Here is a 25173-nt window from a genome sequence, read left to right as displayed (position 1 = left end):
GGAGAATGATAATAAATGAATGTACCATCTGACCGAAACATAAATTTAAAAACAGATGAAACGTAGTAAAGTTGTTGATGTGATCAACTCAGAAATTACTCATACTGAAGTATTATTAAAAGGATGGGTCAGAACTTTTAGAAGCAACAGATTTATAGCTTTAAATGACGGATCTACCATAAATAATATACAGTGTGTTGTTGATTTTGAATCTACAAACGAAGAGGTTTTAAAGAAAATCACAACAGGTGCCGCAGTTTCTTTAAAAGGTATTTTGGTAGAAAGTCAGGGTAAAGGACAAAAAGTAGAGCTACAGGTAAACAGCATTGAAATTCTGGGAGAAGCAGATCCTGAGAAATATCCATTACAACCGAAACGTCATTCACTGGAATTTTTAAGAGAAATAGCTCACTTACGTCCACGTACAAATTTATTTGGGGCAGTAATGAGAGTGCGTCATACACTGGCATACGCAGTACATCAGTTTTTCAACGAAAAAGGATTCTTTTATTATAACGCTCCGATTGTTACAGGTTCCGATGCCGAAGGTGCAGGAGAAATGTTCCAGGTTACCAACCTCGATTTAAACAATGTTCCTAAAAATGAAGAAGGTGCTGTTGATTTTAAACAGGATTTCTTTGGTAAAGCAACAAACCTAACTGTATCAGGTCAGCTTGAAGCTGAAACAGCTGCAATGGCTCTTGGTCAGGTTTACACATTCGGACCAACTTTCCGTGCCGAGAATTCAAATACTTCCCGTCACCTGGCAGAGTTCTGGATGATAGAACCTGAAATGGCTTTTGTTGAACTAGACGAAAACATGGATCTTGCAGAAGAGTTTATTAAGTATATCATTAAATACACTCTTGAACACCGTAAAGATGATTTAGAATTCCTTGACCAGCGTTTTGCTCAGGAAGAAAAATCCAAGCCTGCCAAAGACCGTTCTGATATGGGCTTAATTGAGAAATTAAACTTCGTATTGGAGAACAACTTCAAAAGAGTTAGTTATACGGAGGCAATTGAGATATTAAAGAACTCTAAGCCCAACAAAAAGAAAAAATTCAAATACCCAATAAACGAATGGGGTGTAGATTTACAGTCGGAACACGAACGTTTCCTTGTAGAGAAACATTTTAAAACGCCGGTAATCCTGTTTGATTATCCTGCAAAAATTAAAGCTTTCTACATGCGTTTGAACGACGATGGTAAAACAGTACGTGCTATGGACGTTTTATTCCCGGGAATTGGTGAAATAGTTGGAGGATCGCAACGTGAAGAGCGTTTGGATGTGCTTATGTCGAAAGTTGAAGAACTTGGAATAGACGAGAAAGAACTTTGGTGGTATATTGACACAAGAAAATATGGTACAGCACCACACTCAGGATTTGGATTAGGATTCGAAAGAATTATCCAGTTTGTTTCAGGAATGGGTAATATCCGTGACGTAATTCCTTTCCCCAGGACTCCGATGAGTGCAGAATTTTAAAAAAGTTTAGAAATACAATATGATTGTAGCCCTCTAATTGACCTTCATTCCGGAGACCAGTTAGAGGGCTACTAATTTTTACATTGATTTTTTATTTGCTTAATTAATGAATTATGATCCAATTATATTATTTTTGGAAATATAAACAAATGCATAATCATTAAATGCTCAAACAGTCATTACAACAAAAGTTATCTCAAAAATTATCTCCTCAGCAAATTCAGCTGATGAAGTTGATTCAGCTTCCTACGGTCGCATTTGAACAACGCGTTCAGGACGAAATGGATGAGAATCCTGCATTGGACGAGGGCTCTAATAAAGATGAAGAACCCGTTAATGATTCGTACGAAGATGATTCTAACTCAATTGATGCGGAAGATATTAATGTTGATGAGTATTTAAGTGATGACGAAATTCCTTATTATAAACTTCAGGCAAACAATTACAGTAAGGATGATGAAGAGAGTAGCATTCCATACGCAAGCGGTAAAACTTTGGGCGAATACTTAAGCGAGCAAATAAGCACCCAAACTTTAAGCAATGAAGATCATATTATTGCTGAATTTCTGATTGGCAATATTGACGAATCCGGATATATAAGAAGAGATTTGCCGTCGATATCAGATGATTTGGCTTTCTCCAATAACATTTATACTGATGAAAACGAGCTGGAGAGAATATTAAAGATAATTCAACAACTCGATCCTCCCGGAATAGCAGCACGCAGTTTACAGGAATGTCTGAGCATTCAACTAAGTTTAAAGGAAAACACCTTTGAAATAAAGCTGGCCCGAAAAATTATAGATGACTATTTTGAAGAATTTACAAAAAAGCATTTCAATAAAATAATTGAACAATTAGAAGTTGATACTGAATCAATCAAAGACGCATTTGAAGAAATATCCAAGTTAAATCCTAAACCGGGGAATTCATTTTCATCGAATACTAAAATTATAGAACATATAATTCCTGATTTTATTATTAGGATCGAAGAAGGTCAACTGGAGTTAAGTTTAAATAACAGAAACGCACCCGAACTAAATATTTCACCTTCATACATGGAGCTATTTCAGAGCTACAAAAGTGATGAAGGTAAAAACAAGGAATTAAAAAAAGCCGTATCCTTCGTTAAACAAAAACTCGACTCGGCCAAATGGTTTATCGAGGCTATTAAACAGCGTCAGGAGACACTCTACGGAACGATGAGTGTAATCATGAACATACAGAAGGAATACTTCCTAACAGGTGATGAAAGAAACCTAAAACCTATGATACTAAAGGATGTTGCTGATAAGGTATTTCTTGATATTTCAACAATTTCAAGAGTTGTAAACAGTAAATATGTCAGCACTCCGTATGGAACATTCTTACTTAAAGAGTTTTTTACAGAATCAATGAAAAACGAGAAGGGCGATGATGTATCAACAAGAGAAATAAAGAAGGTTCTTTCGGAAATAATAGACGCTGAGGATAAAATTAAGCCTTTAACCGATGCAGTACTGGTTGAAAAGCTTAGTAACAAAGGATATAAAGTAGCACGACGAACAGTAGCAAAATATCGCGAGCAACTAGGTTACCCTGTTGCACGACTCAGAAAAGAAATAACCTCTTAAACACTATAATATGGAAAAGTCTGTATTTTACAAGGTGTTATCTATTGTTTTCCACCCCATATTTATTCCTTTAGTTGCCACTGTAATACACCTTAATATTTTCGCTCCTTACCTCAGCAAAGATCAAAGCTATATGGTACTATACATAGTAACATTAGGCTCGTTAATACTTCCGTTAAGTACCCTGCTCTTACTAATTAAAGCAAAAATAATCAACAGTATATATCTTGAAAAACGAACAGACAGAATAATCCCCATTTTCACAACAGGTGTATATATTTTTGTTACAGCAAAACTCCTGATGAAGAATAATATCGGGACTGCACTTCACAGTTATTTAATAGGTGTAGTAATAACCCTGTCGGTGATTTTAATATTATCGAGAAAACTTAAAATAAGCATACACAGTGCCGCTATTGCATCAGTTACAGGTTTCCTGATATTTATCTCATATAACTTTTCGATAAATTTAACCCCAATATTGGCAATATTTATAATTATCACTGGACTTATATCAACTGCAAGATTAAAACTAAAAGCTCATACGGATAAAGAAGTATATTTGGGAATAATAATCGGGGTAATACCACAGTTGGCCTTTCTTTTCCTAAAGTAGATAGAAAACAAAACCAATACTCAATTCGTTCATATCCATTGGTATACTTTCGCTTCCAGGTATTACAGGATCGGCAGTTGTATCATCTTTAAACACCTCAGAAAGGCTGTAAAACACGTGTAAATTCCATGCACTGTAACCAATATTTAAAGTTAAACCATAACGCCACCAATTAAAGTTATGCTGATTATAATAGGCGATCTCGTTAATCTTGGTTTTTGTTTTGGAATATTGCCGGATCTTGTAGCCTACTTTAAATCCCAGATAGGCACGAAAAAATTTATGTTCATCGATTGTTGAAGTACGATATCTTATTTCGAAAGGTATTTCGATAAATGAAAGCGAAAATTTATTTCGGATATAATCACCACTATCCATCCTATCAATTTCCGTTTTCCCGTTATCATTAGTACTTATCCTGATATTTTGGTAAAGGTGTCCTATTGAATAATTAATCCCCAGTCCCAGTCCAAAATTTCTCCTCTCATTCAAGGGAATATCTCTGATATAACCGATATTCATCCCATTGGAAAATCCTCCCTGTGTAATTGAGTCACTTTTATTAACCAAAAAATTATATGTAGCATTAAAGAAAATCTGATCTTCGAGATAGTAAGTGCTCTTCTGAGCATAAACATCAAACTTAATTAGGCTGATAAGTAATATAAAGAGAACAGGTATTTTCTTCATCAATAATTTCGTTAGTTATATTATCATCGGTATACAAGACCAACTAATACCAAAGGTAAAAAAAATAGGGATTAAGTCTGTTTTTCCGGGGATTATAATTTATAACGTGGTACCTGCCTGAGTAATCAGTCAGGCAGAAGACACTTTTGCCTTTTTGCTTTTGCCTTACTTTTTTAGTTATTAGCAAATTATAATATACTTTATTCCTCACATAAAATAACGTTGATCCAAAATCAGGTAATATTCGGGCATAAAAAAAGACCGCCATAAGGCAGTCTTTTCTATATATTTATATCAATCTTAAAATTCTAATTCATCAACTTCTACTGTTGAATAATTCAATTTAAGTGCTTGAACTTTTCTAAGCTCTTGTTTGATATCGGTTATTACCCCCATTTTTACATCAATATCGGCTTTGATATTTGTTGTAAGTAATGGAACTTCTTCCTCTTTTCTCGACTCACGCTCAGCAAAGATAAAATCTTTTACTTCGTCAACACCTGCAAAGAAATCGTTTAACTGAATTGTTCCTTCAGTACCGTATTTAGACTGGTATCTTCTAATTGGTTGCCCAACATAAATATTAGAAACCAAACTCTTTTTCTCCAATTTCTTAACTTCGGTTGCCTTTGGTTGTCTTACTCGTACAACTAAGTCCTGCTCACGCATTGTAGTTGTAGTCATGAAGAAGAATAAAAGCATAAAAACGATATCCGGAAGAGACGCCGTCGAAATTGCCGGTGTTCCTTTTCCTCCTTTTTTTCTAAATTTAGACATAATATCGTTTTATTTTAGTTTTTTGATAAATCAACCGGTTCTGCTTCCGAAATCTTTTGAGGGTACAACTTTTGAATTTCTTTCTGAGAATCCTCATCAAGTTCATCCATAGATCTACCGTACTTTCTCATTGCCAGTTCTTCTCTAAGCTCGTTGATTGCTCCTACCAACTCATTCTGAACAGTAATATAAAGATTATATGATGTACCACGGTCGTTCTGAACAGTGATAATTCCCTTAAACGGATTATCTGATGATCTAGGGTCTCTTATACCTGTACAGTAATCACAAGATCCGTCACCGTTGTTGTTCAAGAAATCTTTCGTCGCCTGACGCAAGTCTTTAACAGACATCAGATTTCCTTCAACCATCAACTGATCATTAGCATTTGCAACCACCTCAAATAAATTTTTCTCTTTAATCGGTGGCGGTTTTTCTGTATTATCTTCTTCCTGTATTGGAGGTAATTTACGTGAAATACCCGTATCTACATCCATTGTTGTTGTTACAAGGAAGAAAATCAAAAGCAAGAAAGCAATATCGGCCATAGAGCCGGCATTGATTTCCGGAATTTCTCTTTTGGCCATATTATTTTATAAATTTAATTACAGGCGATAAAACTATTGATAAAATAGCTAAAATTCCTGTAATGTAGGTTGTATACATTCCTGTTCCTACCATCTTAGACTCCTGTGGTGATTTTGTTAAAGTTTCACCCAAGAATACTACTTCTTCATCAGAAGCTAAACCGTAAGATACACCAACTATAGCTCCAAATAATACCAGTACAATCAGAGCTTGCTTTAATTTTTTACCATCAGTAAACAACTGAAGTAAAGATGCTACAATGGTAATTCCTACAGTCGCTGCCAACATAATAACAGTAAGCGAATAGAAAGAATCAACATCACTAGCAACAGGATCTTCCTGACCTGCTAACGACCACCATAAGTAGGCAGAAATAACAGCAATCAGAGCGATCACATATGTTAATATTTTTTGAACTTTATCCATTTCTATAAGAAATTACTTTTTATACTTAACTAACAAATCAATCAATGAGATAGATGCATCTTCCATTTTGTTCACGATGCTATCAACTTTTGATACAATGTAGTTATAGAAAATTTGAAGGATAATAGCAACGATCAAACCAAATACAGTTGTTAAAAGTGCTTGCTTAATACCTTTTGCTACAAGTGTTGGAGAAATGTTACCAGCTGCTTCAATAGAGTCGAATGCTGCAATCATACCAATTACAGTACCCATGAACCCAAGCATTGGAGCCAAAGCGATAAACAATGATAACCAAGAAATGTTTTTCTCTAATTGTCCCATTTGAACACCACCGTAAGATACAACTGATTTTTCAACCATTTCCACACCTTCATCCATGCGGTCAAGACCCTGGTAGAAAATTGAAGCCACAGGACCTCTGGTATTTCTACAAACTTCTTTAGCCTCTTCTACACCACCTGAAGCAAGAGCATCTTCAACACTCTTAATAAGTTTATCAGTATTGGTTGTAGCAAGATTTAAGTAGATAATTCTCTCAATTGCGATTGCTAAACCTAAAATTAAAGCAAGAAGTACAATTCCCATGAATCCTGCACCACCTTCGATGAACTTTTGCTTAATGATTTGGTGAAAAGTAAGCTCTTTTACTTCTTCTTCTTGTACCGGAGCCGGAGTTTCCTGCGCTGCTACTTCTTCTTTTGCTACTACTGCAGCAGTAGTATCAGCTGCTTCTGCTTCCTGCTCTGCGTTGTTTTCAACTGCTTCAACATTTTCTTGTTGATCTTGTGCAGAAACATTATTCAACGCACCAAACGTTAATAATCCAGTTACTGCTAAAATCGAAAATACTCTTTTCATTTTTCTGAACTTAATTGTTATTAGAATTATCGAAATTAATTATTAATTATTATAGCGGAGAGGAAGGGATTCGAACCCCCGATTCCGTTCCCGGAAAACACGCTTTCCAGGCGTGCGCCTTAAACCACTCGGCCACCTCTCCAACGGCCAAACACGGCACGCATAAAACGCATGGCAAATAACGAAAAAAAATCCACTTATTAAAATTTTTCTTACTTGTCCTTTAGTTCTCCTCTTAGATTTTTTCTCAGCCACTTCTCAGGCTCCTCATTGTAGGTATTACTGGCTAATACAAACATCAACTTTGTAATTGCGGCTTCCGTTGTCATATCTCTGCCACCTACTACACCCAATTTTCTCATCTGTAAACCTACATCATACAGACCTTGATCGACCATTCCGGCCGGACACTGTGTAATATTTACAACAATTATGCCATTATTAATTGCATCCGAAATAGACTCAACCAGCCAATCCTGACTAGGTGCATTTCCCGATCCATATGTTTCAATTACTAAACCTTTTAAACCTTCAATATTTATCACTGCATCGAGAACACTCTTCGTTATTCCCGGGAACAGTTTAATAACAGCAACATTATTATCAAGATTCCTGTGAACCTTCAACTCTTTATTATTATCTACATTAATAAATAAGTGTTTATTATAATTTAAATGTACACCCGATTCTGCAAGAGCCGGAAAATTTAAAGATCCAAAGGCTTCAAAATGCTCTGAATTAATTTTCGTAGTTCTGTTTGCTCTGTATAGTTTGTATTCAAAATACAAACCTACTTCCTGAACCAGAGCATTTCCTTCCTTATCATAATCTGAAGCGATTTGAATAGCTGTGATTAAATTTTCTTTTGCATCTGTACGTAAATCGCTTATCGGAAGCTGTGCTCCGGTGAAGATTACCGGCTTCTTCAGGTTTTCTAACAGAAAACTTAATGCAGAAGCTGTATAAGACATAGTATCTGTACCGTGAAGAATTACAAAACCATCATATACGTTATATACTTCTTCAATTTTATCTGCTAGCTGTAACCAATCACTTGGGGCAACATTGGAAGAATCAATTGGATTTTCGAACGAAAATGTCTCAAAATCACAATCCAACAAACTCAATTCAGGCACTCTTCCAAGGAGATTATCGAAATTAAAAGGAATAAGCGACCCTGTCTTCCGGTCTTTTACCATTCCTATAGTACCTCCTGTATATATCAGTAAAACTGTTCTCTTTATCATTATCCTTAAAACTTTCTTCAAATCAGACCCGAAACAATAACAATCTGAAACCTACACACACAATAAAACCTCTTACAGGTTTTAGACTGTAAATGAAGAATACAAAAGTATAATAAAATACATTACGTTCTACTTTATAAAGCCTAATTTTAAATTATTTATAACCGGATTGGCATACATTTCCAGAAATTTTCTTTCTGCATCATCGTGATCATGCTGTATAGCCCTTTTTTCAATTCTTCGTAAAAATGATCTTTCTTCAAAATCATTATACAAATTTTCAAATTTCGAAGAAGCCATCAACTTATTGTATGCAATATAATTTGAAGGCCACAACTTGTAATTTCTGATAATTTCAGCATCAATAACTTCAGCAAGTTTTTGCAACAGTTTATTTCCATTTAAGCCTTCGAGTTGATCCAACTCTTTATCCAGGGGTTTACCTGCAGCGAGATGCATTCTTTTTTTCTGACCAATTATACCTGTTACTATCTGCTGAAAATCTTCGTTTCGATCCTTCAAATAAGTCATATTGTGTTCTTTTGCAATAAGCTCATCAATCTTCATTCTATCAGTAGGATCATATTCATAAGAAATAGATAAAGGAACTATTTTCAGACTTTTTAGAAAATCAATAATATTCTCTTTTCTCGATGCAGCCATTGTTATCATCTTCAACAAACCGGGATTGGTAGCATCTATACCATCTTTAGTTCTGCCTTCACGCTGTGCAATCCATACAGACCTTTTTTTATCGTGAAGAACAAATTGAATATACTCTGAAAGATGTTTAGAATTTAATACCATCTCTCTTACAGGAGCGTTTCTCTTTACTACAAAGTTCCTGTTCAATTTAGCCAGTCTTGATAATAAGTCTCTTTTTATAAGATTATCGCCTATGGCAGCTTCGGCAAGCTTCATCCCCTGTTCCAACATAAGAAAATTCAGAAGAGATGTATCTAACATAATATCTCTGTGTGTAGATACAAACAGATAGCTCCCATCCTTATCTAAGTTATCCAACCCTTCATGAGTTAGTCCCTCGCTGGTTTTTCCTATAATTAACCTAAGTCCGGGATATGAAAATTTCCGCTGAAAGTCATCAATACCGGTCATTGATTCGAAATATTCAATCACCTCCTCTTTTGTAAGATAAGGATTGAAAACTTTTATCATCGAAAATACGGCAGGGTGTCTACTTATTTCCTTAAAAACTTCCCTTGCTTCCTCATCTGTATAAGGGCGTATATCATCATACTTAGATAGACCTTCCATTTCCTTGTTTATTTATTCTTGAAATCCAAGCGGCAAAAAAACAAATTATTTAGTTAAATTACTAATTACAGTCTGCCCGATTGTTTCAACTTACACATATTAATCAGCAATATGTATAAATGCACTGTTTATTCCAATAATCTCTTAAGAAGCTTTTTTTTCCAATCAACATATGGAGGATACTTAATTGGCGGTTCAATTAATGTTGATTTATTCAAAATAGACTTATAATGCGAAAAAGAATCAAAGCCTGCCTTACCGTGGTAACTGCCCATACCCGAATTCCCTACTCCTCCGAAAGGCAGATTAGAATTAGCCAAATGCACTACAGCATCGTTAACAGCTCCTCCACCAAATGATATCTCATGGAAAATCTTATCTCTGCTACTTCCTTTTCCCGTAAAAACATAAAGAGCAAGTGGCTTAGGACGATCTTTTACCTTTTTTATTGCCCAGTCTAAATTATCGAACTCTATAACAGGTAAAACAGGTCCAAATATTTCCTCCTGCATAACAGCATCATCAAAAGAAACATTATCCATTATGGTAGGTGATATATAAAGGTCAGACTCATCACTTTCCCCTCCCAAAACAAGCTTATCTTCATCGATAAGTTGCAGAATTCTGTGATAATGACGGGGATTTATAATCCTGACAAAAGCCTCACTCTTTTGAGGATCATTACCGTGTACTTCTAAAATCTGTTGTTTTATAGCTGAAATCAGCTTCTCCTTAACCCCTTTTTCTGCGAGAATATAATCAGGAGCTACACAGGTTTGCCCCCCATTTAAAAATTTTGCCCACACTATTCTCTTGGCTGCCATTTTTAAATTTGCATCATTAAAAACAAAGGTCGGACTTTTCCCTCCCAACTCCAGTGTTACCGGAGTGAGATGTTCTGCAGCAGCTTTCATTATTATTTTACCTACATTTGAACTTCCCGTATAAAATATTTTATCAAATTTTTCTTTCAACAGCGATGTAGTCTCCTCGACTCCCCCTTCAACAACATGCAAATATTTTTCATCAAAATTTTCATTAATTAACTGTGCCATCACTTTCGATGTGTTCATTGAAAGTTCTGACGGTTTAATAATTGCAGTATTTCCGGCAGCTAAGGCAGGAACAACAGGAGACAATGAAAGTTGATAGGGATAATTCCAGGCACCAATAGTAAGCGTTACTCCCAGAGGCTCAGGTATAATATAACTAAACCCGGGCAAATTAGCCATATTAGTAGGAACACTTATTCTCTTACTCCACTCCTTTAGATTTTTTAACGCTAAATTGATCTCATGATATATCAGTGACAACTCTGTTACGTAATTTTCGAAACTCGACTTTCTAAAATCCTTATATATTGCTTCGTCAAGTAATGCTTCATTAGCTTTTAATATCTCTTGCAACTTTTTTAGCTGAGATATCCTAAAATCAACATCTTTAGTAACATTAGTATTAAAAAACTCAAGCTGCGAATTCACGAGACTTTTATAATCAACTTTCTCCAGTGTTTCCAGTTCTTCCATTTCATTTACAGTTTTTGAATATTTAAATTTAATCCCTGAAAATCTAACCCCAAATAAACCTGCCTACCGTCAGGAAGGTTTATTTGATATTATCAGCCATCCAAAACTCAAATTTCGTCAATAATTTCCTTATTAAAAAAACAAAGTAATTATTTCTCTTATTTTTTATCAATCCACCATCACGTCAGGATTATAACTTTGATATTCACTTTCAACTTCAGTAAATTCAACACCATACTCTCTAAGTTCCTCAAGTATCGGTTCATAAAACTCCTTATTAATAGGTATATGAATTCCCGGTGTTGAAATTTCACCGTTTAATATCTTCAGTGCAGAAATCGCTGTAGGCAAACCAACTGTTTTCGCCATGGCTGTTTCATGAGAGTCATCCCCTTTCACCACCATATATGATTCGGTTTGCTTCTTTTCTCCGTCAATTTCGTAACCAAATTTGTGATACATCACAATCATATCCTTATCATCCGATTTCAAAGTCCATTTCTCCATCAATATCTTCTGTAAAATCTGTGCAGGCGTTGCATCTTTTATACCTACAATCTTTTCATCACTTAACAAGTCAAGACAAACAAACTTATCCCACACTACATCATCCTGATCAATTTTCAGGTAATGACGAAGTTTAATTTCTACAGTATTATATGGATGATATGGCAAAAACGAATTTACAAAATCGCGATATGTCATATTCTCAGAACCCTCCATGGTATAACTATCGTCAGTCAGCCCAAGTTCTACCAGCATATTCCATGCCCTACTGAAACCAACTCTTCTAAAGGTTCCTCGATACAGAGTTGGAATATCATGTAATCCGTATGACTCTCTATATGCCAATGAATCTCTATTAGCATAGGCCTCAAAACGTCCATATCCCGGAATATTAATAAATTCAGTCCTTCTAAAAAGTTTATTATATGGTATATACTTGTACTTTCCTTCCTGAATAAATTTTGCAGCACCACCCTGACCTGCAACTACTACATTACGCGGGTTCCATGTAAATTTATAACTCCACATGTTATCATCATTTTCCGGAGAAATCAGCCCCCCGGTAAAAGATTCAAATGATAACATTTTACCCCCTCCATCAATAACTCTATCTATCACTTTCTTTGCAGACATATGATCTATTCCCGGGTCCACTCCTACTTCATTCATTATTACAATTCCTGCATCTTTAGCATCGGAATTAAGCGCTTCCATCTCCTCACTAATATACGAAGCTGTTACCATAGGTTTCCTGTACCTGATACAGTCTTTTGCAACCTGAATATGAAATCGGGCAGGAAGCATAGAAATTACAATATCGGCATTCCTGATTTCCTTTTCTCTATGCTCATCATTAAAAACATCAAAATCTATTGCTTTACCATTAGAGAACCCTTGAACCTTTTCACGGGCAAGTTCAACGGATACATCTCCTACAGTTATTTCCAGATTTTCTTCTTCTGATTTTTTTAGTAAATAATTAATTAGGGAAGTTGTTGATCTACCTGCCCCAATAACGAGAATCTTTCTTTTGCTCATATTAACTATACTGTTGTTTATGGTTAGTCTTAAAAACTATTATTGCACAGCAAACTTTTAATCCTATTTTTGTTATTCAATCTAACTTTAGTTTTACAATTCTATGACAGAATTAAGATTTATAATACTACTATTATTTTTAGGCATCAACCTATCTGCCCAGACAAAACTGATAGTCTACTCTGAAAACAATGAACAATTTATTGCTGAAATCGATAATATCAAATTGGTGAAGGAAGTTAGTAATTTTTTTGAATTAGAAACCATCAATAAAAAATCTGTTGTGTTAAATATTAAGATGGAGAACACTATCGAATTAAAAAAAACTATATCCTTAAAAAAATCAAGACAAAACGTATATGCTATTTCAAATGAAAATGGAATTTTCAAAATACGTTATAGAGGAAACTATCATTTAAAAGAAAAACTGCCAAATTTCATTTCAAATACTGAAAAAAAATCATTGACTAAGGCAAATTCGCATAACTTAATGCAACTAAATAAGCTTATAGAAGCTATTGATAACACTTCAGACGAAAAAGTAAAGGAACTTTTAATTATCAAAGAATTACAGAATGGAATATTTAACTGCAGACAATTAAAATTTCTTTTTACAAAACTGAATTATGACAGTTCAAAACTAAAAGTATTCAGAGAAACAAAACACAACTGCATGGATATAATAAACTACTCAATACTCCTTAATCAGTTTAAAGACCCCAAAACAAAAGAGGCCTTCTCCGAAATAGTATTTTCTGCTAAATAGGATTTTATTAGCGGCATTACTTCTTCAAAAAAAGCCAAGCCCTTTAGATAGAATTAAGGTGTTCATTTTAATATTGTTTTGATCAATATTGCTAAAACAATCGATTAATCGAAAAACATCATATTTTAATATGATAAAAATCATTAATTTATTATTTTAGCACTATCTATCTGATAAGCAGATACATCTATTTATAACAACAACGCAATATTAAACACCACAACAATGAGTGAATTAAATTTAAGCAACTATGGAATTAATGATGTAAAAGAGATCGTTTACAATCCGTCTTATGAATTGTTATTCAAAGAGGAGACAAAAGAAAATCTTGAAGGATTCGAAAAAGGTCAGATAACAGAACTTGACGCAGTGAACGTGATGACAGGTATATTTACAGGTCGTTCACCAAAAGACAAGTACATCGTAGAGGACGACATTACCAGAGACACAATATGGTGGAACTCTCAGCATGCACCTAATGATAACAAACCAATCACAAAAGAAATTTGGAACGATTTAAAACAAACCTCAACCGACCAACTTTCCGGAAAAAGATTATTTGTTGTTGACACATTCACAGGAGCCAATAGAGAAACCGGAATGAAAGTCAGATTCATAATGGAAGTTGCATGGCAAGCGCATTTTGTAACAAATATGTTTATTCGTCCAACAAAAGAGGAATTAGCAGACTATGGCGAACCTGATTTTGTTGTTATGAATGCCTCTAAAACTGTTAACTCTAATTGGGAGAAGCACGGATTAAACTCTGATGTATACACTGTATTTAACCTAACAGAAAAAATGCAGGTAATAGGAGGATCATGGTATGGCGGAGAAATGAAAAAAGGAATGTTCGCAATGATGAACTACTACTTGCCCAGAAACGGAATGGCTGCAATGCACTGTTCGGCAAATAAAGGCAAAGATGGTGATGTTGCTATTTTCTTCGGATTATCAGGAACAGGAAAAACCACCCTTTCTACCGACCCGAAACGCGAATTAATCGGCGACGATGAGCACGGTTGGGACGATAATGGCATCTTCAACTTCGAAGGCGGATGTTATGCCAAGACCATCAACCTTGATGCTCAGGCAGAGCCTGATATATACAATGCGATTAAAAGAGATGCATTATTGGAAAACGTAACAGTTGACGATAACGGGAAAATAGATTTCACAGATAGTTCAGTAACACAAAACACACGTGTTTCTTACCCTATTTACCATATTAACAACATCGTTAAACCGATTTCTAAAGCCGGGCATGCCAATAAAGTAATTTTCCTGTCGGCAGATGCTTTTGGTGTACTTCCTCCGGTATCGAAACTTACTCCGGAACAAACAAAATACCATTTCCTGAGTGGTTTTACGGCTAAACTTGCAGGTACCGAAAGAGGTGTTACTTCGCCACAACCCACATTCTCAGCTTGTTTTGGAGCAGCATTTTTAACTCTTCACCCAACAAAATACGGTCAGGAATTAGTTAGAAAAATGGAAGCCAACGGAGCAGAAGCTTATTTAGTAAACACGGGATGGAACGGCAGTGGCAAACGTATTTCTATTCAGGACACCAGGGGAATTATTGATGCAATCTTAGATGGTTCTATTGAAAAAGCTGAAACTAAAATTATGCCTGTATTCAATCTTGAAGTACCAACAGCATTACCAAATGTTGATCCTACAATATTAGATCCGCGTGACACCTATACCGATTCTAAAGAATGGGACAAAAAAGCTGAAGAATTAGCCGGGCTGTTTATTAAAAACTTTGAAAAATATACCGATAACGAAGAAGGAAAAAAACTGGTTTATGCAGGACCTAAATTAGACTCTACTAAATAGACATATAATTTGAACTATAAGAGGCTGTATCAAAAGTCATAAAATTCGTCATTCCATGTTAGCCGGGAAATGCAATGCAGGAAACGACGTGAAAATTGATTTTTGATACAGCCTCTTTTTCTTTTCTCTTAAAAAAACTGCCTGTCTCTTTGAAATTTATCCAAGCTAAATCACTAACTTTAAACATATAAGCCAATTAACACCAAATAAACTCAAAATTAGCTTATACATTTTTACAGCAATTACCATGCACCCAAAATTACCGTATTATGAAAGCTTTTATGGCATTTGTACTTATATACCTATGTATAAACCCCGGTCAGGCACAGGAGTTAAACTCATCTGGCGCCAGATCTGAAGCTCTTGCCAATTCAACAGGAGCGTCCATCGATTTTTGGTCACTTAAAAACAACCCTTCCACTATTGCTTTCCTCAATGAAACTTCGGCAGGTATTGATGTCAAAAACAACTTCATGGTCAAAGAATTATCTTCTGCCACAATTGCAATATTACTTCCTGTAAATAAATATGGAGTTTTTTCATTCTACTATCAACGCTATGGTTATAAAAACTTCAACCAAAACAAAGTCGCAATCTCCTATTCAAAAAAGATTTCCAAACAAACTTCGGCAAGTATCCAACTAAACAACAATATCCAAAACATTGTCAGTGAAGAAGAAAGCTATACTGAACACATTATAGGATTCAATATCGGTGTTTTCACCAAATTAAATGAAAATTTTCACCTTGCATCCTATTATAACTTCAAAAAAAACATTAGTGATCGAAAGGAAAATAATGCTCAAGAACTATCACTGGCACTTTCCTGGTTTCCGATTTCAGAGTTAAACATCTTATCCGAAATATCGTTAAAAACCAATAGTAAAACTTTTGTCGGGGGAGGAGTAGAATATTTAATCCTTGATAAAGTTGCTGCAAGAATCGGGATTTCTTCTGAACCATTAAACATATCTATGGGAATAGGAATCTTCTTCAGAGACCTGAATATAGATATAAGTGCTACACACAACCAATACTTAGGAACCGGTTCGAACCTATCGGGAAACTATGTTTTTAATTAAGACATCTAATGAAATGGAAGTATTTCATATTACTTATAATAAGTTCCCCATTTGTGAGATCACAAGTGCCGGATTCTATTAACATAGACCAACGGTTCGAGCAACAAATAGAAGGCATTAGTGAAAAAGCCTTAACTAATAATGACTACTCGGAAATAGCCGAAAACTTGGATTATTTAAAATCTGATAAAATCAATCTTAACTCTGCTACAGCCTATGAATTAAAACAACTTTCCTTCCTCAACGTTTTCCAGATTAATAATTTTATAAATTACAGAAACAGGAATGGTGAACTTTATTCAATTTATGAACTTAACAGTATACAGGGTTTCGACGAAAAAACAGTGAGATCGATAATGCAATTTGTGAAGATTGAAGCAATAGCTGAAGAAGAATGGCAGCTTAGAGGCATAAAAAAAACACTTAAATACGGGAGCAATAAAATCATCACAAGATTTCAAACACAGTTCCAAACGCCCAAAGGCTATATAAGTAGCAACGACAGTTCTGAAGCTAAATACCAAGGCAGTAAACATAAACTTTACACAAAATATCTGTTTAACAGTTCAGAAAAACTGAGATTTGGAATTACCCTGGAAAATGATGCAGGAGAACAGTTTGGATGGGAACATTCAAAAACAGGTTTCGACTTCAGCTCGTTCCATATTGAATTTAAGAACCTCAGCATCTTCGACAAACTGATAATAGGAGATTACAACCTTCAGTTCGGACAGGGACTTACTATCTGGTCATCGTTTAGCACAGGAAAATCGTCAGACGCAACAAACATTATCAAACTGGGCAGGGGAGTAACTCCTTTCTCCGGGACAAATGAGAATATATTTTTCAGAGGTATAAGCGCAACAATATCATTCAACAACTTTCATATTAGCCCATTTATATCATACAACTTAATTGACGGAGGTGTTAACATGATAAATCCGGAAGAATACAATACTTATGAAAGTGGATTACACAGAACAATAAATGAAATTGAAAGGAAAAACTCCTTAACAAAAACAGATTTTGGCATCAATACGGATTACGATTTAAAAAATGCAAAAATTGGCATTACGCTTATAAATACCAAGTTTGATCAAATTATAGCAAAAGGCGATCGAAATTACCAGTATTTTAATTTTAATGACAATGAGTCAACCAGTATAGCTGCCCACTATTTGTGGAGTCATAATTCAGTTATTCTAAGCGGCGAGCATTCAACTAATGTTAATGGTGCCTGGGCTACATTACACAACATTTCTGTAAATGCGATTCCCGAATTCAGCTTCTTAATTTCATACCGTAACTATCAGAATGATTATTTTTCGGCAATAAACTCTCCCTTTAGTGAATTCTCAACTTCAGGCGAAAAAGGGTACTATTTCGGTGTAAACAGCGAATTGCACAAGTACCTGAAAATATCAGCATATATCGATATATTTGAAAAAACCTGGTTACAATATCAAAAAGATGCCCCGACAAAAGGCTACGAAAGTCTAATGCAATTCGATTCCTATATAAATTATACTTCCTCGGCATATTTTAGAATTAAATATGAAAAAAAATCAAGGAATTTATTCAGTGAGACTAATTTTATAAATCAACTTAAAGATGAGACGAAATTAAATCTAAGGCTACAATTCAATAAGTTGATCAATTCCAATTTCAGTATTAGCTCAAGAGCTGAATACGTTCATTACACCCATAAAAAAAATGAAAATGGCTGGTTAATATATCAGAACATAAAATACAATTTACCTGATTTACCTCTTAGTTTTTTCAGCAGGATAGCATTTTTCGACACAGAAGGGTGGAATAGCCGAATTTACGCATACGAAAATGATGTTCTTTACATTTTTACAGTTCCTGCCTATTACGATAAAGGAATAAAATACTACTTAGGAGTAAAATACGAACTCAACAAGAATTTTAGTTTCTGGACAAGAATAGCCCACATCAAGTACGAAAATCTGACATCAATAGGCAGCGGCGATAATCAAATAACTGGAAATCAAAAGACTGAAATTAAAGTACAAATGAGAATTAAGTTTTAAATTTGCAATCTATTTTTAAATTTAAACAAATAATGGACTTTAATAAATATATCACAAATAGGAATGTTGCTATTTTAGGAACTATTACATTCCACGTAGTTTTATTTGCGATATTCACCCATGTCCAGGTCCGTACAAATTACCCTGAGCGAACTTCAGAATTACTGATAAACTTTATTGAACCTATAGAGCCGGTTGAAGAGGAAATTGAAGAAATTCCGGAACAAAAACCAAATATTCTTGACGAATTCACAAAACCGCTAACCAGTCATGCATCGAGCAGATCGAACGAAAATAATGTTGACAAGCTTAGATCTTCGATGAAATCGCTGGAAGATCTAAGAGAAGATTCAGAATCTGAAAATAAAAATGTAGATTTATTCTCTGAAGATGCTAAGCACAGAGAAGTTAAAACAACTTACAAAAAAGAGGAAAGAAAAGAAGGCAGAGGTGAAGGTGAGAGAAAAACGGAAAATGCCTATACCGGTAAAAGTACTATTAACTACTATTTGAAAAACAGATATAGCGATAAACTTCCTAATCCCATATATACATGTATTAATGGCGGATTGATCTACATCGATATAAAAGTAAACCAACAGGGGCAAGTAACCGATGTTAATTATAACAGAAGTAAATCGTCTACAAGCAATGAGTGTTTAAAAGAAACAGCTCTAAAATATGCCAAAAGGGCAAAATTCAACAGTGATTTTTCGGCTAAAGAAACACAAAAAGGATATATAACTTATCAGTTTAGTGAGAATTAGTTTTAATTCCGATTACATTAATTACAAAAAAAAGGCTGCCTTACAGACAACCTCTTTCTTTAATTTTATCCAAAATGATTAAGCTGACGCCTGATCTTTTTTATCGTAATATCTTCCATAGAACACAAGAGCTATTGCAGATACAAGAGCAATCGCTACAAAATAATACCAGATGTAGTGTGCATTTGCCGAAGCCAACTCCCACTCTTCCGTACGTCCTCCATATAGTCTTGGATCGGGACAATATTTACCCAACAACCATCCCGAAAGTCCGAAACCTACAACCGATGATATGAATGAATGTAAATGGCTAAATCCTAAATATAAACCCTCTTCCCCCTTAGGTGCCTGAAAAGAAAAATACTCCAGGAAACGAGGTGAAATAAACGACTCTGCTATCCCCTGAAAAACAATACCTACTATCATCATAAAAGCAACAGGATGCATTTCGAAAAATCCAAGGTTAATCATATCCTTTCCTATCAAATTTCCGGCAGCCATCATCATAGCAGAGAAAGGCATAATAAACATTCCTACTGTCATCGACTGCAAAGCTGATCGTCCTCTCATCATGCTGGTAACAATACCTACGGTTAAAACCACCGTAAGAGGATTAACGTTGGCATACCATGATGGAGATGCTCCCTCGCCGGCCATTCGAAGCACATATTTTGGCATAGTGGCATATAACTGATGTTGTACCATCCAGAATCCGGTAACTATAAGTATCAACAGAATCAACCTTGAATTAGTTACAACATTTATTAATGCATTAAATATATCTTCAAGTGATTTTCCTTCTCCGACATGTTTGGCACTCTTATAGAAGAAAAATATCAATATAAATGCAACAAGAGTCATACCTGCAGCAAAATAATTTAGGTTTATAAGTCCAAGGTCTCCCATCGATTCACGAAGAGGCTTTACAATGGTCTTACCCGAAAAAGCCCCGATATTAACCATCATATAAAAAATACTAAAACCCTTTGCTCTGTTATCTTCAGTAGTCTCTTTAGCAACCGTTCCGGTAATAACCGACTTAATAAACGATCCTCCGAACATAATTATCATCATCACGGGAATGATAGTCCATCTGACTGCTGAATTTTCTACACCCTGAAAAGTAACTTCCTTAGCATAAACAGCTAAACCGGAACCTTCAATCAAAGCAGGTAAAATTGCCATTCCTGAATAACCAATTGTCAGCAGTCCAAAGGCAATTAGCAGAGCATTTTTAAAGCCAATTTTATCTGCATATGCTCCTGTAAAAGTTGGCAAAAGGTATAATCCTCCCGAAAATGTACCTGCAATAAGTCCGGCTTCCATATCCGAAAAGCCATAAATTCTGGATAAATAAAGAGTAATTACGATAAATACTCCATAATAAGCACTTCTCTCCAGTAGCTCAACTGTATTGGCTATCCAAAATGCCTTAGTAAATTTATTTGTTTTAATCTGGTCCATGTGATCTATTAATTGTTTTGGAGGCCAAATATAGAATAATTGTTCTGATACTCTTATTACGGATAAGTAATAATAAACAAAGTAGATAAAAATCATAAAAATTTCACAACTCTCACTACTTCGTTGCTAATTCTCATTGCTTGTACTATATTTACCTTTCAATAATTTTTTAATTCAAAATTATTTATGGGCTTATTCGATTTTTTTAAGAAGAAAAAAGAAGAAAAACTTTCGGAAGATCTAACTGTAAAAGATCTGAGAAAAGGAGATATGATTGACTACTTTCTAAAAAGCTGGCAGGTTGAAAGTGTAACAGAATATGATTGGGGAAACAATATTTTCTCGAGAGAATTCAAACTTTATGCGGGAGATGAAATGATCTATATGGAAATAGACGAGGAAGAAGACGAGACAGTTGCGGTTTCGAAGGAAGTAAAAATGTCTAAAATAGATAAAGATCTAAAAAAATACATCATTCAAAATGACGGTCCTCCGAAAGAAATAGAATTTGAGGGCGAAAAGTATTTCTTAAGCGAAGAAAATTTGGGGCAGTGTTACGAACCGGGAAGCAGTGACTTCAGTGAACTGGTAAACTGGACTTTTACCGATGAAAATGAAAAGAAGTTTATTTCTATAGATAGATGGGATGAAACTGACATCGAAGCTTCAGTAGGTGAATATGCCAAAATAATTGAGTTTTCAAATATTATCAGATCTTAATCATGAAAAAAGTATTTATTATTATTCTTGGAATAGTTGCACTACAGGCCTGTAGCAGCAGAAGTTTTAAAAAAAGTCCGATAGATCAACTGATCACTCAAATGGATCAGATTAAACCCTACTCTATTATTTTACAGGACATGGATGTAGAGGGATCTTTTTCTCATACTTATCTTCATAAATATAAGATTATAACAGAAGATAGCGATGGAGTTCCTCAGGAAAAAACCACAGGCTGGATGGAAGTTCCGGAACAGATTTTCGCTCTGAATGAGAATAATTTAGGAATGGAAATTGTTTCCAAAAATTCAGAAGGTAAAATCTCCAAATCAGCTGCACCTCCGGGATACGGAAATTACGTCGGAAACTCTAAATACGGAGAATGGAGAACTGATAACAGCGGAAATAGTTTTTGGTCGTTCTACGGGAAATATATGATGATGAGCACTATGTTCGACCTTATGCGCAGACCATATTACAGAAACGACTATAATCATTACAGAAGTGGTGGATATTATGGCAGCAGAGCTTACTATGGTCAAAAAACAGCAAGCGGATCTTACAGATATGGCACAAACAGTGACTATAACAGACAGACCCGAAAAAGCTTTTTTGAGCGAAAAGCCAGTAAAAGAGGATGGAGCCAGTCAAGCAGAAGAAGCAGCAGTTCAAAAGCTACAAGAAGCCGCAGCAGCAGAAGCAGATCCAGAAGTGGCGGATTTGGCAAATAATTTCGGCTCCGCTCAGCAATACGGTGACTGACACCTGATCAAAGCATAATAGTAAGCAGTATATACCGAAGATCAATTTAAAACAAAAATCAAAACTAACTGAAAAGATTATGTTCGAAAATATATCTCAAACCATCGATAATCTAATAGTTTCACTACTATATCTCGTACTTGGATTTATTCTGTTCTTTATAGGCAAAATTATTTTTCAAATAGTAAATAAAGGAATCAATGTAAATCATGAGCTTGTAGAGAAAGACAATCTTGCCTTTGCCCTTTCAAATGTAGGATACTACATAGGTTTACTATTGGCTATTGGAGCTGCTATGAGCAACGAATTGTTTGGAACTCATATTTGGAGAAACCTGCTCGATGTAACTGTAATGGGTGCACTGGCAATAGTACTACTTAACATTTCAGCACTGATAAACGACAAATTGATACTTCGTAAATTTAGTGTTCGCAAAGAAATTATCGACGACCAAAATGCCGGCACAGGAGTAATTGAAGCTGCAAACTATATTGCCACAGGACTTATACTGAATGGTGTATTAAGAGAAAACTCTGAAGCTTATTACGAAGTAGTAATCCTATTCGTAATCGCCCAGTTAGCCATGATCCTGGTTTCTCGTGTATACAACTTAATAATTCCATACGACATACACGATGAAATAGAAAAAGATAATGCAGCTGTTGGAATTGGAGTAGCCGGTGCAATGATAGCAATTGCAAATTTAATTGCATACGGTGTATCGCTCGAAAGTAATACATGGATAGAAACAGGTAAAATTCTTATTATAGAAACAGGAATCGGACTTTTAATTTTACCCCTTGTAAGATTAATCACAGACAAAATTTTGTTACCGGGTCAAAACTTAACTGACGAAATTGTAAATCAGGAAAAACCGAATATTGGAGCCGCTATTATAGAAGCCTTTGCCTACATAGGAGGAAGTGCAATGATAATTTGGTCGTTTAGTTAGATTGTTGCCGATTGCTGGTTACTGGTTACTGGTTCCTGAGCATTGGTCCCTGAGCCTGTCGAAGGGGGTCGAAGGATCGGTTAACGGTTAAAATATTTATAAAATTATAATCAATCTATCAAAAATAAGAAATCATAAATCATAAATCAAACCAATCATACGTACTAAAAATTGCCCTGTTTCTTACTGGTATATCGGGAATAGTAGCTGAGTATGTTTTATCAACATTAGCATCCTATTTCCTGGGCAATTCGATTGTGCAGTGGACAATGATATTATCTACCATGCTTTTTTCTATGGGATTGGGCAGCCGATTAAGCAAAAGCCTAAAATCTCACTTAGTTGAAAAATTGATCGTTGTAGAGTTTTCACTTTCTATTCTCACATCTCTCGCAGCATTGAGTGTGTATACAGTTTCGGCATTTACAGAATATACCGGACTTTTCATTTATCTCATGTCCATATCAATTGGAACGCTTATTGGCTTAGAAATACCTTTAGTTACGCGAATTAACGAACAATACGAACCCCTGAGAGTTAATATTGCCTCAGTAATGGAGTGGGATTATTTCGGAAGCCTTATTGGAGGAATATTTTTTGCTTTTGTGGGACTCCCATTACTTGGTATTAGTTATACTCCTTTTATTTTAGGGGTAACTAATTTCATTGTTGCAATTTGGCTTTTTTATAAAATGAATCAAAACATAAAACTGCACAAAAAAGCTATACTGCAAATATTTGGTGTGATGGTTTCACTCATATTATTTCTCGGTTATATTTATACTGATGAAATTATTTTATTTGGAGAACAACATAAATACAAAGACAGAATAATCTTTGAAACACAGTCTAAATACCAGAAAATAACTATTACCCAATGGAAAAACGATTATTGGCTTTATATAAACGGAAATGAGCAACTGAGTACATTCGATGAGTTTTTATATCACGAACCGCTGGTACATCCGATAATGAAAATGGTTAAAGAACATAAAGACATTTTAATTCTCGGGGGAGGTGACGGTTTTGCCGTTAAAGAAATTTTGAAGTACAGGGATGTAGAAAAAATAACAATGGTAGATCTAGATCCTGCTATGACAGATTTAGGCAAAAACAACGAAATAATACGTCGGTTTAATAAAGACTCAATGCATTCCGACAAACTTAAGATATTAAACGAAGACGGGTTTAACTATCTTGAAAACACGAGTGAATTTTACGATGTTATTATTGTTGATCTTCCGGACCCAAAATCGGTTGAAATAAATAAACTTTACACAAAAGAATTTTATCAAATTGCAAAGATACACCTTCGGCAAAATGGCATGATAATTACCCAGGCAGGAAGTCCTTACTATTCTACAGAGGCATTCAACTGCATTGAAACAACTATGAAAGAAGGTGGATTTAACACATTACCGTTACATAATCAGGTTATGACACTTGGAGAATGGGGATGGATTATGGGATCAAAAAAAATACCGTCAGAAAAGCTAAAGAAAAAATTGAGAACGATTCAATTTGATGATATAGAAACACGCTGGATAAACAATGAGGCTATGCTCCAAATTACTTCTTTTGGAAAAGATATGTTTAAATCAAAAGATCTTGAAATAAACACTATCAATAACCCTGTATTGTATCAGTATTATTTGAGGGGGAATTGGGATTTGTATTAAAAAAAGCACAAAAAAAAGCCTGAAAACTTTCGTAATCAGGCTGTATTTTGCTCCTCCAGCTGGACTCGAACCAGCGACACTCACGCTTAAGCGTGATGCACTAACCAACTGGGCTAATATCATTATCATGAAGATACCTTTTTGCACCTCGTTTCTTAATCTTTGACTCTAAAATCACTGCTGCGCTACGTGAATCAACTTCTATTTTAGAAACCAAAAACCAAGGAACTCCTTTCTTAGTATATTTCATTTCACTATTATTATGTCTGAAAAACCTTTCTGAGAAATCTTTTGTTTGGCCTACGTAATAACGACCCAACTTTTTAGAAAATAATATATAAACTGTAAACATAATATTAAAACAAAAAAGCCTGAAAACTTTCGTAATCAGGCTGTATTTTGCTCCTCCAGCTGGACTCGAACCAGCGACAC

At 35.0% G+C, this 25173-nt stretch carries 23 protein-coding genes and 1 tRNA gene; 12 read left to right on the top strand and 12 right to left on the bottom strand.

Annotation, left to right across the window (positions count from 1 at the left end; all coding sequences use genetic code 11):
* The first annotated feature begins 55 nt into the window (after positions 1 to 55).
* The 3 genes from asnS to ABFR62_04835 all read left to right on the top strand — a co-directional run bounded on the left by asnS (position 56) and on the right by ABFR62_04835 (position 3718).
* Positions 56 to 1489 (top strand): asparagine--tRNA ligase, encoded by a 1434-nt coding sequence (asnS, locus tag ABFR62_04845; protein ID MEN8137741.1) that lies wholly within the window; start codon positions 56 to 58, stop codon positions 1487 to 1489.
* A gap of 164 nt (positions 1490 to 1653) precedes the next feature.
* Positions 1654 to 3102, top strand: a complete 1449-nt coding sequence (rpoN, locus tag ABFR62_04840; GenBank protein ID MEN8137740.1) for an RNA polymerase factor sigma-54 — start codon at positions 1654 to 1656, stop codon at positions 3100 to 3102.
* Positions 3103 to 3112: 10 nt separating this feature from the next.
* Entirely contained in the window at positions 3113 to 3718 is a 606-nt protein-coding gene (locus ABFR62_04835; GenBank protein MEN8137739.1) for a hypothetical protein, read from the top strand.
* On the opposite strand, the gene ABFR62_04830 is transcribed toward ABFR62_04835, so the two are convergent.
* The 10 genes from ABFR62_04830 to ABFR62_04785 all read right to left on the bottom strand — a co-directional run bounded on the left by ABFR62_04830 (position 3710) and on the right by ABFR62_04785 (position 12653).
* The gene (locus tag ABFR62_04830; GenBank protein ID MEN8137738.1) at positions 3710 to 4408 is read right to left on the bottom strand and encodes a porin family protein; all 699 of its coding nucleotides are present in this window, start codon (positions 4406 to 4408) and stop codon (positions 3710 to 3712) included. The genes ABFR62_04835 and ABFR62_04830 overlap by 9 nt on opposite strands.
* Before the next feature lie 300 nt (positions 4409 to 4708).
* A complete protein-coding gene (locus ABFR62_04825; GenBank protein ID MEN8137737.1) occupies positions 4709 to 5185 on the bottom strand; it encodes a biopolymer transporter ExbD in 477 nt (158 codons plus the stop codon).
* A 14-nt stretch (positions 5186 to 5199) separates the two neighbouring features.
* On the bottom strand, positions 5200 to 5772 hold the full coding sequence (locus ABFR62_04820) for a biopolymer transporter ExbD (protein ID MEN8137736.1): 573 nt from the start codon (positions 5770 to 5772) through the stop codon (positions 5200 to 5202).
* 1 nt (position 5773) lies between these two features.
* Positions 5774 to 6199, bottom strand: a complete 426-nt coding sequence (locus ABFR62_04815) for a hypothetical protein (GenBank protein ID MEN8137735.1) — start codon at positions 6197 to 6199, stop codon at positions 5774 to 5776.
* 12 nt (positions 6200 to 6211) lie between these two features.
* Complete coding sequence (locus ABFR62_04810; protein ID MEN8137734.1) at positions 6212 to 7060, bottom strand: MotA/TolQ/ExbB proton channel family protein; 849 nt, start codon at positions 7058 to 7060, stop codon at positions 6212 to 6214.
* 55 nt (positions 7061 to 7115) lie between these two features.
* Positions 7116 to 7202: transfer RNA gene (locus tag ABFR62_04805), tRNA-Ser, on the bottom strand.
* A 70-nt stretch (positions 7203 to 7272) separates the two neighbouring features.
* Entirely contained in the window at positions 7273 to 8307 is a 1035-nt protein-coding gene (locus tag ABFR62_04800; protein MEN8137733.1) for an asparaginase, read from the bottom strand.
* Positions 8308 to 8436: 129 nt separating this feature from the next.
* A complete protein-coding gene (locus tag ABFR62_04795) occupies positions 8437 to 9582 on the bottom strand; it encodes a 1-acyl-sn-glycerol-3-phosphate acyltransferase (protein ID MEN8137732.1) in 1146 nt (381 codons plus the stop codon).
* Positions 9583 to 9710: 128 nt separating this feature from the next.
* Complete coding sequence (locus tag ABFR62_04790) at positions 9711 to 11108, bottom strand: aldehyde dehydrogenase (protein ID MEN8137731.1); 1398 nt, start codon at positions 11106 to 11108, stop codon at positions 9711 to 9713.
* A gap of 168 nt (positions 11109 to 11276) precedes the next feature.
* Entirely contained in the window at positions 11277 to 12653 is a 1377-nt protein-coding gene (locus ABFR62_04785; GenBank protein MEN8137730.1) for a saccharopine dehydrogenase C-terminal domain-containing protein, read from the bottom strand.
* 103 nt (positions 12654 to 12756) lie between these two features.
* Between ABFR62_04785 and ABFR62_04780 the strand changes: the two genes are divergently transcribed.
* The 5 genes from ABFR62_04780 (at position 12757) to ABFR62_04760 (ending at position 19164) form a co-directional block, all read left to right on the top strand.
* Positions 12757 to 13419 (top strand): DUF4476 domain-containing protein, encoded by a 663-nt coding sequence (locus tag ABFR62_04780; protein ID MEN8137729.1) that lies wholly within the window; start codon positions 12757 to 12759, stop codon positions 13417 to 13419.
* A 225-nt stretch (positions 13420 to 13644) separates the two neighbouring features.
* Entirely contained in the window at positions 13645 to 15261 is a 1617-nt protein-coding gene (gene pckA, locus ABFR62_04775) for a phosphoenolpyruvate carboxykinase (ATP) (GenBank protein ID MEN8137728.1), read from the top strand.
* Between the two features lie 269 nt (positions 15262 to 15530).
* Positions 15531 to 16343, top strand: a complete 813-nt coding sequence (locus ABFR62_04770; protein ID MEN8137727.1) for a hypothetical protein — start codon at positions 15531 to 15533, stop codon at positions 16341 to 16343.
* A 53-nt stretch (positions 16344 to 16396) separates the two neighbouring features.
* Positions 16397 to 18397, top strand: coding sequence for a helix-hairpin-helix domain-containing protein (locus tag ABFR62_04765; protein ID MEN8137726.1), 2001 nt, complete (start codon positions 16397 to 16399; stop codon positions 18395 to 18397).
* A gap of 32 nt (positions 18398 to 18429) precedes the next feature.
* On the top strand, positions 18430 to 19164 hold the full coding sequence (locus ABFR62_04760; protein MEN8137725.1) for a hypothetical protein: 735 nt from the start codon (positions 18430 to 18432) through the stop codon (positions 19162 to 19164).
* Between the two features lie 78 nt (positions 19165 to 19242).
* Here the strand turns inward: ABFR62_04760 and ABFR62_04755 are convergent, their stop codons facing one another.
* The gene (locus tag ABFR62_04755) at positions 19243 to 20628 is read right to left on the bottom strand and encodes an MFS transporter (GenBank protein MEN8137724.1); all 1386 of its coding nucleotides are present in this window, start codon (positions 20626 to 20628) and stop codon (positions 19243 to 19245) included.
* A 186-nt stretch (positions 20629 to 20814) separates the two neighbouring features.
* Between ABFR62_04755 and ABFR62_04750 the strand changes: the two genes are divergently transcribed.
* The 4 genes from ABFR62_04750 (at position 20815) to ABFR62_04735 (ending at position 24741) form a co-directional block, all read left to right on the top strand.
* Positions 20815 to 21348, top strand: a complete 534-nt coding sequence (locus ABFR62_04750) for a DUF4178 domain-containing protein (GenBank protein MEN8137723.1) — start codon at positions 20815 to 20817, stop codon at positions 21346 to 21348.
* 2 nt (positions 21349 to 21350) lie between these two features.
* Positions 21351 to 22079 carry a hypothetical protein gene (locus ABFR62_04745; protein ID MEN8137722.1) on the top strand — a complete coding sequence of 243 codons (729 nt, stop codon included), beginning with the start codon at positions 21351 to 21353 and terminating at the stop codon, positions 22077 to 22079.
* 110 nt (positions 22080 to 22189) lie between these two features.
* A complete protein-coding gene (locus ABFR62_04740; GenBank protein MEN8137721.1) occupies positions 22190 to 23062 on the top strand; it encodes a DUF350 domain-containing protein in 873 nt (290 codons plus the stop codon).
* A gap of 134 nt (positions 23063 to 23196) precedes the next feature.
* Complete coding sequence (locus ABFR62_04735) at positions 23197 to 24741, top strand: polyamine aminopropyltransferase (protein MEN8137720.1); 1545 nt, start codon at positions 23197 to 23199, stop codon at positions 24739 to 24741.
* 100 nt (positions 24742 to 24841) lie between these two features.
* Here the strand turns inward: ABFR62_04735 and ABFR62_04730 are convergent.
* On the bottom strand, positions 24842 to 25173 hold a 332-nt coding region (locus ABFR62_04730), incomplete at its 5' end, for a GIY-YIG nuclease family protein (GenBank protein ID MEN8137719.1).

Source organism: Bacteroidota bacterium (genome assembly GCA_039714315.1).
Lineage (GTDB): Bacteria > Bacteroidota > Bacteroidia > Flavobacteriales > JADGDT01 > JADGDT01.
The sequence above is the reverse complement of the archived record's forward strand: the minus strand, read 5'-3'. Positions and strand labels throughout refer to the sequence as shown.